Origin of the sequence: Rhizobium sp. 18065 (assembly GCF_902706095.1) — a bacterium.
In the GTDB taxonomy this organism is placed as follows: domain Bacteria; phylum Pseudomonadota; class Alphaproteobacteria; order Rhizobiales; family Rhizobiaceae; genus Allorhizobium.
On record NZ_CACSJP010000004.1, the window covers coordinates 230,855 to 247,756 of the forward strand.

Consider the following 16,902-nt stretch of genomic DNA (forward strand, 5'->3'; position numbering starts at 1 on the left):
CCCCTGCTTTTTTTTGTCGTGCGGCTGCAAAACCTGCCACATCATTCGGGTTTTGTCAGATGCCCCAGCCACCGTCGATCGCGTAGGCCTGGCCCGACGTGTATGTGGCGCCGGCAAGATAGACGGCGAGATCAGCGATCTCCTCCGGCGTGCCGAGACGACCCATCGGCTGGCGGGCGATGAAGGCGGCGCGCGCTTCGTCGTAATTGCCCTGCGCCTTCATGCGATCCTGCAGCGACGGGCTCTCGACCGTGCCGGGGCAGATGGCGTTGCAGCGGATGCCCTGCGTGACATAGTCGGCGGCGACGGATTTGGTCAGGCCGATAACGGCGGCCTTGGTGACGGTATAGGCGCAGCGGTTCGGTACGCCCTTGATCGAGCTTGCGACCGAGGCCATGTTGATAATCGAGCCGCCACCGCGTTCGAGCATCGAGGGTAGAACGGCGCGGATGGTGCGGATCATGGCGCGGACATTGAGGTCGAAGGCGAAGTCGAGGTCCTTGTCGGCCATGTCGAGAACCGAGCCTGAGTGAACGAAGCCGGCGCAGTTGAACAGCACGTCGAAGGGGCCGGTGGCTGCGATGACGGCGTTCACCGCGTCATCCTTCAGCACGTCGAGAACCCTGGTTTCAATCCCCTTTTCGCCATCGAGGCTGTTCAGGGCTTCGGCATTGATATCCGTGGCGACAACGCTGGCTCCGGCCTTTGCGAAAGCAAGGGCGCTTGCGCGGCCGATGCCCTGGCCGGCGGCGGTGACCAAAACGCGTTTATCCTGCAGCGGTAGTCTCATGTTCATTGCGTCCTCTCGCTTGTGGTCGAACGATCGGACGCGGCTGCAATTTACTTGCCGCCACGCGCTCCCCTCCGGGCCTCCAGCCTTCGACCACTCTTAAGCCCGCCTTCAGCAACGCTCGATTGACGCTGCGGAAAACACGGGCTCTCTCCCAATATGCGTTCATATGGGTTGCATAAAACGATCGCCAATGCGAGCCTAATTCACAGGCAAAGCACTTATTCATGAATCGTTGTGGTAAAAGCAGAGTGCTGGAAGAGGGGCAGGGTTGACTGAGGCCGAGCAAGAGCAAGACCGTTACCGGGCGCCGGCTCTCGACAAGGGGCTCGATATTCTCGAGCTGCTGGCGGGTGTCGATGGCGGCTTGACGCAGGCCGAGATCGCCAAGCGGCTGGACCGCAGTCCGAACGAGTTCTATCGCATGCTCGATCGCCTCGTGCGTCGTGGTTACGTGGCGCGGCTCGACGGTGATCGGTTTGCGCTGACGCTGAAACTGTTTGGTCTTGCACAAATGCATGTACCGACGCGCAGGCTTGCCTCGTTTGCCATGCCGCTGATGCGCGAACTCGGTGAGACGTCACGCCAGGCCAACCATCTTGTCGTCTATGACCGCGGCAATCCGGTGGTCATTGCCCAGCAGGAAGCGCCCGGATACTGGGGTATTTCCATCCGGATCGGCTCCCGGGTCGGGTTGTTCGATACCGGTTCCGGGCATGTTCTGCTTGCCTTTCGAAGCAAGGATGCGCGGGCGATGATGGTCTCCGAACATGTCGGCAGTGGCGGCGATGGCGATCGCATGACGCCTGCATTCGAAGCGCGGCTGAACCAGGTCGTGGCGCGTGGCTACGAAATGATGCCAAGCGCCCAGACCGCCGGCGTCATCAACGTGACGGCACCGATCGTGATCGCCGACGGAACTGCCATTGCCGCATTGACGGTGCCCTACATCACGTTGATCAATACGCCTGGCGCGCCGGATATCACCAACACGATCCAGCTGTTGCTGAACACGGCGAAGCGGCTTTCCGATCTTGCCGGAGCGGGTATATCGAGCGAAGCGTAGTTACCGCAGAATTATCCGTTTACGAATGGGCAGTTTACTAATGGGCAGGCTACGAGTGGGCAGGCGGCGCTTTGGAGGAGGCACCTATGATCATCGACACACATCTGCACCTGATCTATCGCGACTGGTTGCGCTATCCGTGGTTGAAGGACGTGCCGGCGCTCGACGCCGACTTTACCTATGAGCGCTATGCGCGGGAAGCGCGGCGGCTTGGTATCAGCGCCGTGCTTCACATGGAGGTCGATGTCGATCCCGTCGACATGGCGGCCGAAACGGAGATGGTGCAGTCAATCTCGCACAAGCCCGGCAACATGATCCGCGGCGTGATTGCCGCCTGCCGGCCGGAGGAAGAGGATTTTCCCGATTATCTGGAGCAGCAGCGCGCCAATCCCTTCGTCAAGGGCTTTCGTCGTGTGCTGCATGTCGTGCCTGACGATGTATCCGAAGGCGCGCTGTTTCGTGAAAACATCAGGCGTCTGTCCGGCACGGGGCTGACATTCGATCTGTGCATGCTGCCGCACCAGATCGACAAGGCCAAGGCACTGGTCGATCTGGCTCCGGACGTGACCTTCATCCTCGACCATTGCGGCGTTCCCGATATCAAGGGCAATGGCTACGACGTCTGGAAGCAAGGCATCACCCAGATCGCCGAACGCGCCAATGTTCGCGTCAAGATTTCCGGCATTCCGGCTTACGGCGATCTGGAGAACTGGACGCTCGATGACATGAAACCCTATTTCGATCATGTGATCGATGCCTTCGGTTTCGATCGTGCGGTCTGGGGGTCGGATTGGCCTGTCTGTACGCTCGGCGGCGGCCTGTCGACCTGGGTTGCCACGACACAGGCGCTGTTGTCAGGCGTTAGTCTTGAGGACAGGCAGGCATTGTTTGCGGGCAATGCGAAGAGCTTGTGGCGGCTTTCTTAGCCGTCTCCAGCCATGCTGCTGTCGGCCATCATGCGGCGAAGGTAGCCGCGCATGGCAATGATCAGCGCTTCGACATCGTCATTGGACGCTGACAGGTCCTGCAGGGCGTAGCTCTGCAGGATGATGCCGTCGATGCCGATCAGGATCTGCCGGGCGACGGCGCGACCGATGCGACGGCGCTCGCCGGTAAGCCGATCGTGGTCGGCGAAGACAAGATGGCCATAGAAATCGATATAGGCATTGTACTGGCGGGCCGCGAGCCATTCAGACCCTTTGGTTCTGAGCGCATAGAGGGTCAATTCCGTCTGGGCGATCTGCTTGGAGCGGGTGTGCTGGATATAGTGCCAGCTGGCGCGGATCAGCGCCTCGACCCGGTCTTCCGGATTTTCCGGCAAGGGTTCATCGCGCTGATAGGCCTTGTCCATGTCGGCAATCAGATCTTCGAGCACGGCCAGCAGCAGGCTTTCCTTGCTGTCGAAATAGTAATGCAAGGTGGCAAGCTTGACGCCGGCGCTTTCCGCGATGCGACGGGTGGTGAGCGCGCCCATGCCGCCGTTCTCCAGGGCATCCATCGCGCCCTTGATGATCCGGGCGCGTGTCTCCAGGCCCTTGCGGGTGGCACCCGCCGGCCGGCCGCGCTGGCTTTCGCTAGTCCCCTCGTTCATCGCGGCTGATGCCTGTTTGTCGTCCATCGTCGTCCATCGTCGTCCCTAGCTGGCCTGGTAGGTGATACGCCCGTCGCAGATGGTCACAACGGGCGACAGATCGACAATCTCGGCATGAGGGCAGGTTTCGATATCGCCCGAAAGCACCACCACGTCGGCGTAATAGCCGGGTTTCAACATGCCCTTCCTATCTTCCATAAACTCGACCCAGGCGCTGGTGCGGGTATAGGCGGCAAGCGTCTGCGTCAATGTCAGGCGGTGGTCCGGCATGTCTTGTCGCCAGGGCGTGCGGATCATGGCGTCGGTGATGCAGCTTAGCGGTGGCAGCGGCGAGACCGGCCAGTCAGTGGCAAAGACGATCGTGGCCCCTGCGTCGATCAGCAGTTTCCAGGCGAAGGCATATTGCCAGCGCTGCTCGCCGATATAGGTCAGATAGGGTTCAAGCGGCAGGCCGGCAGAGCCCGGCGGATGGGTCGGCTGCATCGAGGCGATGGTGCCGAGTTTCGCAAAGCGTGGCACGTCGTCGGGATGCACGACCTCGATATGTTCGATGCGGTTGCGGCTGTCGCGCCGGCCATTGGCCTCGATCGCTGCTTCATAGCCGTCGAGCACCATGCGCACCGCGCCGTCGCCGATGGCATGCACTGTCACCGGCAGCCCGAGACGATCGGCCTCAACGGCAATGGCGTTGAAATGTTCGGCGGAAAACAGCGGCTCGCCTTTCCAGCCAGGCTTGTGGCTGTAGTCATCAACAAAGACCGCGGTTTCGCCTTCGGTCACGCCATCCATGAACATCTTGACGAAGTTGCAGCGCAGCTTGTCGGACTGGAAGCGTGCGCGCCAGACGGCGGCCTTCTCCTCGAGATCGGTGAGCGGCATGAAGTTCTTCATGTGGTAGGGCATGCGGACACGGACCGGGAGCCCTTCTGTATCCTCGATCTCCTGCAGCATTTCCAGCTGGTAGAGACTGCCGTCCATGTTCTGGATCGAGGTGATGCCCTGCGAAGCGCAATAGGCAAGGCCTTTCTTCAGGACCGCGATGTCGGTTGCCCGCTCCTGCGGCGTGACATGCGCCGGGTCGCCACCGGTCGCACTGCCGAGCATTTCGCGGCCGCCGGTTTCGCTCAGCGCCATGACCGGGCTGAAAGCATTGGTCTCGCGCAATTCCCCGGCGGCAAGCCCGTCGGCCCCCATGACGATCTCGTTGCCGATCCCGACGTCGCGACCATGCAGAATGCCGGCCTTCTCCAGGGCGATCGTATTGGCCCAGGCGGTGTGGCGGTCCGGCGCCATCATCACGAAGGGCCGATCGGCGATGATCGCATCGAGATGGTGGCGGGTGACGCGCTCGTCTTCCGATAGAATGGTATAGTCGGCGTAGAGCCCTTCCAGCAGGGGCTTGTCTGGGTTGTCAGTGGCGTAGGCGCGTATGGCGGCCTTCAGGGCATCGAAGCCCTTTATCCCCATCAGCGACAATTGGCTGAGGCCGACCGAGCCGCCGAAGATATGCATATGCGCTTCATTGAAGCCGGGCATCACCGTTGCTCCGCCGGCATCAATCATCCGGGTTGCGGGCACGCAACAGGCCATGATCTCGGCGTCGGTGCCGACCGCGAGGATGCGATTTCCGGCCATTGCAATCGCCTGTGCCGTGGGCCGATCATCATCCATGGTCAGGATGCGCGCATTGTGGATGATGATATCGGCGGCGATGCTCATGATGCGGACACTTTCGCTCGTGGCGGTCAATCAGGCTTGATAGGTGATCTGGCCGTCGCAGATGGTGATCGCGGCGCGGACTTCGGTCATGATCTCATCGGGTGCGACGGCCTCGATATCTGTCGACAGGACGACGATATCGGCGAGAAAGCCGGGTTTCAGCTTGCCCTTGCGGTCTTCCATGAATTCGACCCAGGCACCGATCGCGGTGTAGGCTTCCAGCGATTCCTCCAGCGAGAAGCGCTGGTCGGGAAGGCCATCCTTCCAGGGTTTGCGGGTCAGGGCATCCTGGATGCATTGGAAGGGCGATACCGGAGAAACCGGCCAGTCGGAGGCAAAGACGACTGTCGCGCCCGCTTCCTTCATCGTGCGCCAGGCATAGGCATATTGCCAACGGTCTTCGCCGATCTTGTCCGTCGTCGGCTCAGCCGGAAAGCATGTGCCGCCGGGATAGTGCACGGGCTGCATCGAGGCCACGATGCCAAGCTCGGCAAAGCGCGGAATGTCGTCCGGGTGAATGACCTCGATATGCTCGATGCGGTGGCGGATGTCCTTTTGGCCGTTGGCTTTCAGTGCTGCCTCATAACCATCGAGCGTCTGGCGAATGGCGGCGCTGCCGATGGCGTGCACGGCGACCTGCAGGCCGAGCGCATCGGCCCTGGTGGCAATGGCGTTGAAGGCGTCGGCGGTAAACAGCGGTTCGGAGTCATAATCGGGGCGATCGCCGTAGCCGTCGAGCATGAAGGCGGTCTGGCTGTCGAGCACGCCGTCCATGAACACCTTGACGAAGTCGCCGCGCAGCATATCGGTGGCAAATTCTGTCTTCCATTCGGCAGCCTTGTCGAGTTCGGAAAGCGCCATGAAGTTCTTCATGTGGAAAGGAATGCGAATGCGGCAGGGCAGTTCGCCGGCCTGTTCCAGATCGCGCATCAGACGCAGCTGGTAGTGATTGCCGTCGAAATTCTGGATCGAGGTCACGCCCCAGGAGGCGCAATAGTCGAGGCCGTTCTTCAGGATCGCGCGGTCCAGCGCATATTGCTCGGGCGTGACGGCTTCCGGGTCCATGCCGGTGACCATGCCGAGTTCCTCGCGGCCACCCGTCGAGGCGAGGGCCGCGACCGGGCCGAAGGCATTGCCTTCGCGCAATTCGCCGCTGGCCATTCCATCCGTGCCCATGACGACCTCGTTGCCGATGCCGACATCCTTGCCGTGCAGAAGACCTGCCTGTTGCAGGGCCATGGTGTTGGCCCAGGCCGTATGATGGTCGGGTGCAAACATCATGAACGGGCGATCGGGCAGGATGGCGTCGAGATGCTGACGGGTGACAGGTTCGCCGAGGCCGATGATCGAATAGTCGGCGGAAAAGCCCATCAGGAGCGGGTCGTCAGGATTGGCGGCGGCGTAGTCGAGAATCGCTGTCTTCAGCGCTACGATACCCTGAACGCCGTGCAGGTTGAGCTGTCGCAGCGAGACGGAGCCGGGGAAGATGTGCATATGCGCTTCGTTGAAGCCCGGCAGGACGGTCGCACCCTTGGCGTCGATGACACGGGTTGAAGCGTTGGCGAGCGCGTCGATCTCGCCTGCAGAACCGACCGCCAGGATCCGGTTTCCAGCAATCGCAATTGCGTCGCCACGCGGATTGGCTTGGTCCATCGTCAGAACGCGGGCATTCTTGATGATCAGGTCGGCGGTCTGGGACATGGTGGTCATTCCGGTTGTCTCGAATTCGGGTTCAGGCGTTGCTCAGACGTTCAGGGCACTGAGGGCGCGGAAGAAGGCGAAATTGTCCTGCTTCAACTCGTCATCCAGTGGGTTGGGCTGCGACGAGAGCTTGACGATCACGGTCTCGGTGGACGGGTCGACATAGAGCCACTGGCCATGGATGCCGATGGCGCAAAAGGCGCCGTCCGCCTCACCGCTCTGGTACCATTGGCTGCGATATCGACCATTGGGCAAAAGATTGGGTTTGCCGTCCACCCAGGACTGATGGTCGCCGGCTTGGAGCATGTCGGCAATCCAGGCTTGCGGGACTACCTGCCGGCCATCGACCAGACCATTGTTGCGCACCATTTCGCCGACACGGGCAAGATCGCGCGCGGTCACCGAGACACCGCCTGCGGCACGAGCAGAGCCCTCGGCATCCACCGTCACCGTGGCGTGGTTCTTCGCGCCGAGCGGTTTCCACAGGCGTTCGGAAAACACCTCCGCATAGCGCTTGCCAGTGGCGCGCTCGACCAGGATGCCGAGCAGGTCGGAATTCGGCGAGGCATAGAAATGCGCGCCGCCATGGGCATGATCGGCTTTTTTCAGCGTCAGCAGAAAGGCAAGCAGCGTCTCGGTCGGGGTTGCCGGATCGGCCGGGTTCCACAAGGTGGCGCGCCGATAGCGGGCATAGGCGCCATCGGTATTGAGATAGGCCTCGTCGAACGCCAAGCTGACGCGCATGTCGAGCACGTCGCGAATGGAGCAGTCGCCATAGGCGGAGCCGTCGGCTTCGGGCAGAAGGCTCGTCACCGGCTTGTCGGGATCGATCAGGCCATCGGCTTCAAGGTTTGCAATCAGGAGCGCAGTCAGCGACTTGCTCACCGAAAAGACGATATGCGGCTGGTTGACGTCAGCATGCGGGGCATAGTGCTCGGCGATGACCTGTCCGCTGCGCATCAAGACGAAGGCGTCCGTGTGGGCATAGCTGAGGAAGTCGCGGGCCGTGCCATGGCCAGCAAGGCCGGTGTCCATGGGGCGGTCGAGCAACGGTGACTGGGCCAATGCCGTTTCCGGCTGCTCGGCGGTGGCGCGGATCATCGCACTCGGCACCACTTCGGCCGCATGGGCAAAACTCCAGCGGCTGAACGGGGCCGTGCGCCAGTTGGCAAGGGACACGGCGCTGCGTTCAAAGCCGTGCGCCCTGGCAAAATCGGTGGTCATGGAAAAGCTCCTCCAGACGGGAGAGCCGCTTGGCCCTCCCGTTGGTCATTGTCATCAGGTGATTGCGGGACCGGCTTACTTCTGCACTTCGGTCCAGATCTTCGAGTAAAGCTGTTGCACTTCCGGTTCGCAGCCGATGAGGAATTCGCCTGCTGCTTCGAATTCAGCCGGGACGACCAGTTCCGGTGCCGTCTGCATGTCAGCCGGCAGGAACTTTTCCGAACCCTTGATGCCGTTGGCATATTTCGCGAAGGCCGAAATCATCGCTGCGTTTTCCGGATCCATGATGAAGTTCATGAACAGCTTGGCATTTTCCGGGTTCTTCGCGTCCTTCAGGATCGCGACGCTGTCCATGAAGAAGGGGAAGCCTTCCTTCGGGTAGCCGAACTTGATGTCGGCGTTCTTGGCGCGCGAGCGCATGATGGCGCCGTTCCAGTAATAGACGGCCGAATAGTCGCCGGCGGGCAGCTTCTCGGTGACGCTGTAGTCCATGGCCAGCCACTTGGATTTTGCCTCGACCAGCTTGTCGCGTGTCTTGCGCAGCACGTCCTTGTCCATCGTGCACCAGTCGCCGCCGAAATACTTGATCGTGGCGAAGAGAACGTCGTTCATTTCCGGTGCGACGTTGATCTTGCCCGCCAGTTCTGGTGGCGGATCGAGGAAGATCGCCGAGGTGTTGATGTCACCCTTGTAGACTGTAGTGTTGACGCCGATGCCGGTCAGGCCCCACTGCCATGGAACCGTGTAATGGCGGCCCGGATCCCAGGCGACATCGACCCAGCGCGGATCGACGTTCTTGAAGTTCTCCATCTGGTCGGGACGCGCTTCGACAAGCAGGTCTTCCTTGACCCAGATCGGCACGTAGTTCGCCGAGGGAACCACGATGTCGAAGCCGTGACCGCCTGCGCGAACCTTGGCAAGCGCCGTGTCGTTGGAATCGTAGTCGGTGACCGTTACCTTGACGTCGAATTGCTGTTCGAACTTCTTGATCAGTTCGGGGCTGGTATAGTCACCCCAGTTATAGATGTTCAGTTCGCCGGCGGCAGAGGCCGCACCTGCGAAGGCAAGCGTTGCGATCAGCGCGGTTGCGGTTGTCGTCATCCATTTCATTTTCATTCTTCGTTCCTCTCTGTTGTTATGACGTCGAATTACTGTTGTTTTCGCCGGTTGACGATGAAGACGATGATCACAAGTGCTGTCGACAGCGCCAGGAAGACCGTGGCAATCGCGTTGATCTCGGGCGTGGTCTCGCGTCTCAGCTGACCCAGCATGTAGGTGGGCAGCGTGTCCTGCCCGCCGGATTTGACAAATTCGGTGATGACGACGTCATCGAGCGAGATGACAAAGGCCAGCATGAAACCGGCGATCAGCGCGGGGCGCAGCAGCGGGAAGGTCACATGGCGGAACGCCATCCAGGGGGTGGCGTAGAGGTCCGCTGCTGCCCGCTCCAGCGTCAGGTCCATGCTCTCCAGCCGGGCTCTGATCGGCAGATAGGCGAAGGGAATGCAGAAGGCTGTATGGGCTGCGATCAGGTAGCCAAGGCCGGAATAGCCGGTCCAGACCTTAATCCTTGAGAAGACGATCAACAGAGCCACGGCCGTGACAATTTCCGGCACCATGATTGGTTGATTGATCAGCGCATATTTGAAGGTAAGGCCGCGATAGGGCTCAGTCCTGGTCGTTGCCAGTGCGGCCATGGTCGCGGTGATCGTCGCAAGCGTTGCGGCCCAGACCGCGATGATCAGCGACCGGATGGCAGCATCCTGCACGGCCGAATTCTGCCAGGCTGCCTCGAACCAGCGCAGCGAGAACCCATCCCAGTGCGACAGAGATTCCGCACCATTGAAGGAATAGGCGACCAGTGCGCCTATCGGCAGATAGAGCGCGAAGAAGGTGAAGAGGGCGATGAAGCCGAAACCGGGTTGAGCCCGGATGTCGAAGTGTGGCTTAAACATGACCTGCCCCCGAGCGTGAAGCGTTGCGCACGTAGAAAATCAGGGCGATCATGACCAGCGCCATCAGCGTGATCGACATGGCGGCCCCCAGCGGCCAGTTGCGACCAGCGCCGAACTGCATCTCGATAAGGTTGCCGAGCATCATGTTCTTGCCGCCGCCGAGCACGCGTGGAATGACATAGGCGCCGAGCGAGGGAATGAAAACGAGGATCGAGCCGGCGATGATGCCGGGTTTCACCAGCGGGATCACGATACGCCTCAACACCTGGAAGCGGGTCGCGTAGAGATCATATCCCGCTTCCACCAGCCGGAAGTCGAGTTTCTCGATCGAGGCATAGAGCGGCAAGACCATCAGCGGCAGGTAGACATAGGTCATGCCCAGCAGGTTGGCCGTATCGGTATACATGATCTGCAGCGGGCTGCTGATCACGCCGAGCCAGATCAGCGCGTTGTTCAACATTCCCTCGTTGCGGATGACCTGCTGCATGGCAAAGGTGCGGATCAGCAGATTGGTCCAGAACGGGATGGTCACCAGGAAGACCCAGATCTCGCGTGAGCTTGGCGGCCGTGTGGCGATGAAATAGGCGGTCGGGAAACCGAGGATCACCGTCAGCAGCGTGGTGAAAAACGACAGCTGTAGCGAGCGCCAGATGATCGACAGGTGCGCCGTGGCCAAGCCGAACGTGTCATCGAACATGTCGCGCTGGAAGAAGACCGAGAACCAGCCTTCGGAAGAGAATTCGCCGAACTTCACGTCACCGTAGTCGCCCTTCGCCATGAACGAATAGAACAGCATGACGAGAAGCGGGCCTGCGGCAGCGACGAAAATGATGAGCAGTGCCGGGAGGCTGAGCAGCCAGCGGTTTCGGATGTCGCGCGATTTGGCAATTTCGGGGGCCGTCTGGATCGCGCTCATGGTCAATCCCTCAGGATCTGCGCGACATCGTCGCTGAGTTCGATGCCGACCGTGTCGCCCTCACTGATACCGCAGTGGCCGCTGCGGGCATTTTGCTGACGGATGGTGAACAGGGCGCCGTCGCCGAGCCGGATGTGGATATGCGTATCCGTTCCCAGATAGACGACGGTCTCGACCGTGCCCGACAGGACCGAGGCTTGTTCGGGGCCGGCGATGCGGGCATGTTCCGGACGGATGACCACGGTGACCTTGCCGGAGGGCGTGGTCTGATCCGGGAAGGTCGCCGGAATTTCTGCTCCAGACGCAAGCCGGACCCTGGCGCGTTCCCCTTCGACCGACAGCACATCGGCCTCGAGGAAATTCGTCTCGCCGATGAAGTCAGCGACAAAACGTTCGGCCGGACGATCATAGATGTCCCAGGGCGAACCGACCTGGCGCAGGCTGCCGGTCGACATGACCGCGATGCGGTCGGACATGGTCAGCGCTTCTTCCTGGTCATGGGTGACGAAGATGAAGGTGATGCCGGTCTCGGCCTGTACCCGCTTCAGCTCGATCTGCATTTCCTTGCGCAGCTTGTAGTCGAGGGCCGACAGCGGCTCGTCGAGCAAGAGCACCTTCGGCTTCGGAGCCAGCGCGCGGGCGAGCGCGACGCGCTGCTGCTGGCCGCCGGAAATCTGGCTGACCTGGCGGTCGCGCATCGGCACCATATGGACGAGCTCAAGCATCTCGTCGACGCGCGCCTTGACCTCGGCTGCCGGCTTGCCGAGCATCTTCAGGCCGAAGCCAATGTTTTCGGCAACCGTCATGTGGGGAAAGAGCGCGTAGCTCTGGAACACCGTGTTGACCGGCCGCTTGAACGGAGGAAGCGGTGCGATGTCCTCGCCATACAGCAGGATCTCGCCGGTGGTCGGGAAATCGAATCCGGCAATCAGCCGAAGGAGCGTGGTCTTGCCGCAGCCGGATGGTCCGAGCAGGGTGAAAAATTCGTTTTCACGGATCGTCAGGTTGATGCCGTCCAATGCGGTCACCTTGCCTCCGCCCGATCCATACACACGGCTGACGCCGCGGATCTCAATGGCTGCCTTCTGGGATATGGAACTCAAGCAGTGCCCCCGTTTTTATGTTGGGTTTATGCGTGGAGAAGTTCACACAGCCGTGACCTGCCAAGGCGGATCTCTAACTGCTTTTTGCAACTGTCGTCACGCAATTCGCGTGCCATCCCAATTGCCATCTTCGAAAGCCTCCACTCAGTGCGGCGACGCAAGGCAGAGCGCCGGAAACCCGCATGTAACCCTGTCTCACCGATGTTCCCGTTCATTTTAACTGATCCGTTCGGCGCGTCCGGATCAGCCTGATTAACGGCATGTTGCCTCTAAATTGGTCGTTTGACCATTTTTATTTCGCAGGCTTGAGAAGATTTTCGCGAAGCGCATGGTGACCCGCAATTCTGGCCTGCGTTTTACGCGTGCAGCATCGGCTTGACGCGTGTGCGACAGCGCTCCATCGTTGGGGCCTGCACACGGCAGCGACGTCTCGACCATCATCAGGCGTTCGCCACGCCGCCATTCTGGAGCATGCCTTGACCGATCCGACCGCCCTCAGCGCAACCGCACTTTCCGCCGCCATCCAGTCCGGTGAACTCACTGCAGAGGCGGTGATGGCGGCCTATCTCAAGCGCATTCATACGCTTAACCCGAAGATCAACGCGATCGTCAGCCTGCGGCCCGACGACCAGCTTCTGGCCGAAGCGCAGGCTTCCGACCGCGAGCGCCAGGCTGGTCGCAGTCTTGGCTGGATGCATGGATTGCCGATTGCGATCAAGGACCTCTCCGAGGTGAAAGGCATTCCCTGCACCTATGGTTCGCCGCTGTTTCGCGACTTCATTCCCGATTTCGACGAGATCCAGGTGGAGCGGATCCGGACCGCCGGCGCGATCATCATCGGCAAGACGAATACGCCCGAATGGGGCTTTGGTTCGCATAGCTACAATCCGGTTTTCGGCGTCACCCGCAATCCCTACGACCTCAGCCGCTCGGCCGGTGGATCGAGCGGCGGGGCAGGGGCGGCGCTGGCCGCGCGGCTCGTGCCGGTCGCCGATGGCAGCGACATGATGGGATCCTTGCGCAATCCGGCGGCCTTCAACAATGTCGTCGGCTTTCGCCCGAGCTTCGGCCGGGTGCCGTCGCTGCGGGGTCGGGATGCCTATCTCAACCAGCTTGCGACCACCGGGCCGATGGGGCGTTCCGTTGCCGACGTTGTGGCGCTGCTGAATACCCAGTCGGGCTATGACCGGCGTGATCCGTCGTCCTATGACAGTGCGCCGATTTTGCTCGATCCAGCCATCGCCAAAGCAGGCGGGCGGATCGGCTGGCTGGGTGACTACAACGGCTATTTGCCATTCGAGCCGGGTGTGCTGGCGCTGTCGGAGACGGCGTTGAAAGTGTTCGACGGGCTCGGTTTCGTGGCCGAAAGGGCCATGCCCGATTTCGACATCGAACGGCTGTGGTGGGCGTGGACGACGCTGCGCAGTTTCCTGACCGCCGGCAGCATGCGCGACTTTTACGAGGATCCCGGCAAGCGCGGCTCTCTCAAGCCCGAGATCCTGCATGAGGTCCGAACAGGGCTCAAGGTTTCCGCCAGCGACGTCTACGAGGCGTCGGCGCTGCGTACCCTCTGGTACCAGGCGATGCTCACGCTTTTCGACCGCTACGACTACCTGATCGCGCCTGCCGCCCAAGTCTTCCCCTTCGATGCGGATATCCCTTGGCCGCGCACGATTGCCGGCCAGCACATGGATACCTATCATCGCTGGATGGAGGTGGTGATCGGGCCGAGCATGGCCGGTTTGCCGGTTGCGGCATTGCCGGCCGGCTTCAATACGCATGGATTGCCGACCGGATTCCAGCTCATCGGCCGCCCGCGTTCCGACGGCGACGTGCTGTCGCTTGCGGCGCTCTACGAGCAGGCGACCAAATGGCTCGGCCACCTTCCGAAGCTCGAATAGTTTCATTTGGGGTAAAATTTTTTCACCCTTGAATATCGATGGGATTTGGCCCTACCATCTAAAACACGGTTCTACCGTGACTTAACCCTGCCAGCCCCCGATCACGGGGACCGCGCTTCTCCTCGTGTTTGACTGAAAAGCGGAATTCATTTTCATGGACTTGATCTTCGACGGCCATAACGACGTGTTGCTTCGCCTGTGGCGCGGACGCAAGGACGGGACAGATCCGGTCGTTGAATTCACCCAGGGCACGACAGCGGGCCACATCGACGGGCCGCGCGCCAAGGCCGGTGGACTGGCTGGCGGACTGTGCGCCATCTACATTCCGTCGCCGCATGACTTCTCGTTGCAGGAGCCGGACGCTGCGGGCCACTATGTCACGACGCTCGATCCGCCGCTCGACCGGCAGTGGTCGCTCGACATCGCGCTGGAAATGGCATCGGTGGCGCAGCGTCTCGACCGCGCCGGTGCCTGGAAGCTCTGCCGCTCGACGGCCGAGATCCGCAAGGCCATGGCGGAGGGAGTGTTTGCCGCCGTTCTGCATATGGAAGGCTGCGAGGCGATCGACAAGGATCTCGATGTGCTGGAGACCTTCCACGCTTCGGGCCTGCGTTCGCTGGGCCCGGTGTGGAGCCGCAACAATATCTTCGGCCATGGCGTGCCGTTCGCCTATCCGATGTCGCCCGATACCGGCCCCGGTCTGACAGATGCCGGCGTGGCGCTGGTCAAGCGCTGCAATGAACTGGGCATTCTGATCGATCTGGCGCACATTACCGAAAAGGGCTTCTGGGACGTCGCCAGGATTACCGATCAGCCGCTGATCGCCAGCCATTCCAATGTTCATGCGCTGACGCCGGTTGCGCGCAACCTGACGGACAAGCAGCTGGATGCGATCAAGGACAGCCGTGGTCTGGTCGGCCTGAACTATGCCGTCACCATGCTGCGGCCGGATGCACGCGACAGCGCCGATACGCCGATTGCCGCCATGGTCCAGCATATCGACTATCTGGTCGAGCGCATGGGCATCGATTGCGTGGCGATCGGCTCCGATTTCGACGGCGCGACTGTGCCTGCCGACATCGCCGATGCATCCGGCAATCAAAAGCTGGTTGAAGCGCTGAAGGCTGCTGGCTACGGTGGCGAAGACCTGGACAAGATCTGCCGGGAGAACTGGCTGAGAGTACTCGCATCGGCCTGGCACGAATAGTGCCAAGCCATACGATCGTTATCCACCAACAACCAAGAAGGGGAATAATCGGATGATGAATTCATTCAACAAACGCTTGAAGTTGATGACGACCAGTGCGGCGCTTGCGCTGATCCTGGCGGGCGCACCGCAGGCCTATGCCGCAACGCCGGCCGATACGCTGGTTCTGGCCTGGGCGATCGATGACATCATCACGCTTGATCCGGGCGAAGCCTTCGAAATCTCGACGGCCGAAGTGACCGCCAATACCTATAACAAGCTGGTCGCGCTTGATCCGGCCGACACGTCGAAGGTTATCGGCGACCTCGCCGAAAGCTGGACCATTTCGGACGACGGCTTGACCTATACGTTCAAGCTCAAGTCGGGCCTGAAATTTGCCTCCGGCAATCCGATCACGGCGGCCGACGTGGCCTACTCGTTCGAGCGTGCCGTCAAGCTCGACAAGTCGCCGGCCTTCCTGCTCACCCAGTTCGGCCTGAGCGGCGACAATGTCACCGAAAAGGCGAAGGCAACCGACGACACGACCTTCGTGCTAACCGTCGACAAGGCCTATGCGCCGAGCTTCGTGCTCAACGTGCTGACCTCAACGGTTGCCTCGGTCGTCGACAAGGTGCTGGTCACCGAAAAGGCCAAGGCAATGACGCCGACGGCTGAATACAAGTACGACACCGATTTCGGCAACGAGTTCCTGAAGACCGGCTATGCCGGCTCGGGTCCGTTCAAGATCCGCGAATGGCGCGCCAACGAAGTGGTTGTGCTGGAGCGCAACGACAATTTCTTCGGCGAAAAGGCAAAGCTTGCCCGCGTCATCTATCGCTACATGAAGGAAAGCGCTGGCCAGCGTCTGGCACTTGAAAACGGCGATATCGACGTCGCGCGCAATCTCGAGCCGGGCGATTTCGAAGCCGTTGCGAAGAAGGAAGGCATTGCCACGACGTCCGCGCCGAAGGGCACGCTCTACTACTTCAGCCTCAACCAGAAGAACCCGAACCTGGCCAAGCCGGAAGTCATCGAGGCCTTCAAGTATCTGGTCGATTACGATGCGCTTGGTGAAACCCTGATCAAGGGCATCGGTTCGATCCACCAGACCTTCCTGCCGTCGGGCCAGCTTGGCGCGCTTGAGGACAAGCCCTACAAGCTCGACGTTGCCAAGGCGAAGGAACTGCTGGCCAAGGCAGGTCTTGCTGACGGCTTCACCGTCACCATGGATGTGCGCAATACTCAGCCGGTCACCGGCATTGCCGAAAACGTCCAGCAGACGCTGGCCCAGGCCGGCATCAAGCTGGAAATCATCCCGGGCGATGGTAAGCAGACGCTGACCAAGTTCCGCGCCCGCCAACACGACATCTATATCGGCCAGTGGGGTTCGGACTATTTCGACCCGAACTCGAATGCCGAGACCTTCACCTTCAATCCGGACAATTCCGACGAAGGCAAGAACAAGACGCTCGCATGGCGCAATGCCTGGGATCCGACGGAGCTTTCGGCCAAGACTGCGGCCGCCCTACTCGAAAAAGACACGGCAAAGCGTGCGGCGATCTATGAAGACCTGCAGAAGCAGGTTCTGGCAACCGGCCCGTTCGTGATGATCTTCCAGCAGACGGAAATCGCCGGCTATTCGGACAAGGTGAAGGATTACAAGCTCGGACCGAGCTTCGACACCAACTTCGTCTACACCGTCTCCAAGGACTGATCCCCTTGACGGATGTCTCCAATCGGACCGAGGCGC

14 protein-coding genes are annotated in these 16,902 nt (G+C 60.9%); 5 read left to right on the forward strand and 9 right to left on the reverse strand.

The features are described from left to right. Window positions 1–55: 55 nt before the first annotated feature. Complete coding sequence (locus GVK95_RS12350; RefSeq protein WP_159950301.1) at window positions 56–790, reverse strand: SDR family oxidoreductase; 735 nt, start codon at window positions 788–790, stop codon at window positions 56–58. 271 nt (window positions 791–1,061) lie between these two features. Here GVK95_RS12350 and GVK95_RS12355 point away from each other — a divergent pair, with 271 nt between their 5' ends. Together GVK95_RS12355 and GVK95_RS12360 are read left to right on the forward strand one after the other, a co-directional pair. Continuing rightward, window positions 1,062–1,856, forward strand: a complete 795-nt coding sequence (locus GVK95_RS12355; RefSeq protein WP_159949976.1) for an IclR family transcriptional regulator — start codon at window positions 1,062–1,064, stop codon at window positions 1,854–1,856. 86 nt (window positions 1,857–1,942) lie between these two features. Beyond that, entirely contained in the window at window positions 1,943–2,782 is an 840-nt protein-coding gene (locus tag GVK95_RS12360) for an amidohydrolase (RefSeq protein WP_159949978.1), read from the forward strand. Here GVK95_RS12360 and GVK95_RS12365 read toward each other — a convergent pair. The 8 genes from GVK95_RS12365 to GVK95_RS12400 all read right to left on the reverse strand — a co-directional run bounded on the left by GVK95_RS12365 (window position 2,779) and on the right by GVK95_RS12400 (window position 12,065). Next, window positions 2,779–3,474 (reverse strand): TetR/AcrR family transcriptional regulator, encoded by a 696-nt coding sequence (locus GVK95_RS12365; protein WP_159949980.1) that lies wholly within the window; start codon window positions 3,472–3,474, stop codon window positions 2,779–2,781. The two genes, GVK95_RS12360 and GVK95_RS12365, sit on opposite strands and share 4 nt — an antisense overlap. A gap of 18 nt (window positions 3,475–3,492) precedes the next feature. Further along, on the reverse strand, window positions 3,493–5,166 hold the full coding sequence (locus tag GVK95_RS12370; RefSeq protein ID WP_159949982.1) for an amidohydrolase: 1,674 nt from the start codon (window positions 5,164–5,166) through the stop codon (window positions 3,493–3,495). A 30-nt stretch (window positions 5,167–5,196) separates the two neighbouring features. Continuing rightward, complete coding sequence (locus GVK95_RS12375) at window positions 5,197–6,867, reverse strand: amidohydrolase (RefSeq protein ID WP_200844277.1); 1,671 nt, start codon at window positions 6,865–6,867, stop codon at window positions 5,197–5,199. A 42-nt stretch (window positions 6,868–6,909) separates the two neighbouring features. Beyond that, window positions 6,910–8,091: a serine hydrolase gene (locus GVK95_RS12380; protein ID WP_159949986.1), complete on the reverse strand. Its 1,182-nt coding sequence runs from the start codon at window positions 8,089–8,091 to the stop codon at window positions 6,910–6,912. Between the two features lie 75 nt (window positions 8,092–8,166). Continuing rightward, complete coding sequence (locus tag GVK95_RS12385; protein ID WP_159950303.1) at window positions 8,167–9,201, reverse strand: extracellular solute-binding protein; 1,035 nt, start codon at window positions 9,199–9,201, stop codon at window positions 8,167–8,169. 38 nt (window positions 9,202–9,239) lie between these two features. Further along, on the reverse strand, window positions 9,240–10,046 hold the full coding sequence (locus GVK95_RS12390; protein WP_159949988.1) for an ABC transporter permease: 807 nt from the start codon (window positions 10,044–10,046) through the stop codon (window positions 9,240–9,242). After that, window positions 10,039–10,953: an ABC transporter permease gene (locus GVK95_RS12395; RefSeq protein ID WP_159950305.1), complete on the reverse strand. Its 915-nt coding sequence runs from the start codon at window positions 10,951–10,953 to the stop codon at window positions 10,039–10,041. Before GVK95_RS12395 ends, GVK95_RS12390 begins: the two co-directional genes overlap by 8 nt. Before the next feature lie 11 nt (window positions 10,954–10,964). After that, window positions 10,965–12,065: an ABC transporter ATP-binding protein gene (locus tag GVK95_RS12400; protein WP_159949990.1), complete on the reverse strand. Its 1,101-nt coding sequence runs from the start codon at window positions 12,063–12,065 to the stop codon at window positions 10,965–10,967. A gap of 476 nt (window positions 12,066–12,541) precedes the next feature. On the opposite strand from GVK95_RS12400, the gene GVK95_RS12405 reads away from it, so the two are divergent. The 3 genes from GVK95_RS12405 to GVK95_RS12415 all read left to right on the forward strand — a co-directional run bounded on the left by GVK95_RS12405 (window position 12,542) and on the right by GVK95_RS12415 (window position 16,866). Next, a complete protein-coding gene (locus GVK95_RS12405) occupies window positions 12,542–13,966 on the forward strand; it encodes an amidase (protein ID WP_159949992.1) in 1,425 nt (474 codons plus the stop codon). A gap of 154 nt (window positions 13,967–14,120) precedes the next feature. Next, window positions 14,121–15,173 (forward strand): dipeptidase, encoded by a 1,053-nt coding sequence (locus tag GVK95_RS12410; protein WP_159949994.1) that lies wholly within the window; start codon window positions 14,121–14,123, stop codon window positions 15,171–15,173. A gap of 52 nt (window positions 15,174–15,225) precedes the next feature. Then, entirely contained in the window at window positions 15,226–16,866 is a 1,641-nt protein-coding gene (locus GVK95_RS12415) for an ABC transporter substrate-binding protein (RefSeq protein ID WP_159949996.1), read from the forward strand. Window positions 16,867–16,902: the final 36 nt, after the last annotated feature.

Bases quoted from the DNA above. Each gene is read 5' to 3' on its own strand.
- GVK95_RS12350 (WP_159950301.1), bottom strand. From the start codon at position 790: ATGAGACTACCGCTGCAGGATAAACGCGTTTTGGTCACCGCCGCCGGC.
- GVK95_RS12360 (WP_159949978.1), top strand. From the start codon at position 1,943: ATGATCATCGACACACATCTGCACCTGATCTATCGCGACTGGTTGCGC.
- GVK95_RS12365 (WP_159949980.1), bottom strand. From the start codon at position 3,474: ATGGACGACAAACAGGCATCAGCCGCGATGAACGAGGGGACTAGCGAA.
- GVK95_RS12370 (WP_159949982.1), bottom strand. From the start codon at position 5,166: ATGAGCATCGCCGCCGATATCATCATCCACAATGCGCGCATCCTGACC.
- GVK95_RS12375 (WP_200844277.1), bottom strand. From the start codon at position 6,867: ATGTCCCAGACCGCCGACCTGATCATCAAGAATGCCCGCGTTCTGACG.
- GVK95_RS12380 (WP_159949986.1), bottom strand. From the start codon at position 8,091: ATGACCACCGATTTTGCCAGGGCGCACGGCTTTGAACGCAGCGCCGTG.
- GVK95_RS12385 (WP_159950303.1), bottom strand. From the start codon at position 9,201: ATGAAATGGATGACGACAACCGCAACCGCGCTGATCGCAACGCTTGCC.
- GVK95_RS12390 (WP_159949988.1), bottom strand. From the start codon at position 10,046: ATGTTTAAGCCACACTTCGACATCCGGGCTCAACCCGGTTTCGGCTTC.
- GVK95_RS12410 (WP_159949994.1), top strand. From the start codon at position 14,121: ATGGACTTGATCTTCGACGGCCATAACGACGTGTTGCTTCGCCTGTGG.
- GVK95_RS12415 (WP_159949996.1), top strand. From the start codon at position 15,226: ATGATGAATTCATTCAACAAACGCTTGAAGTTGATGACGACCAGTGCG.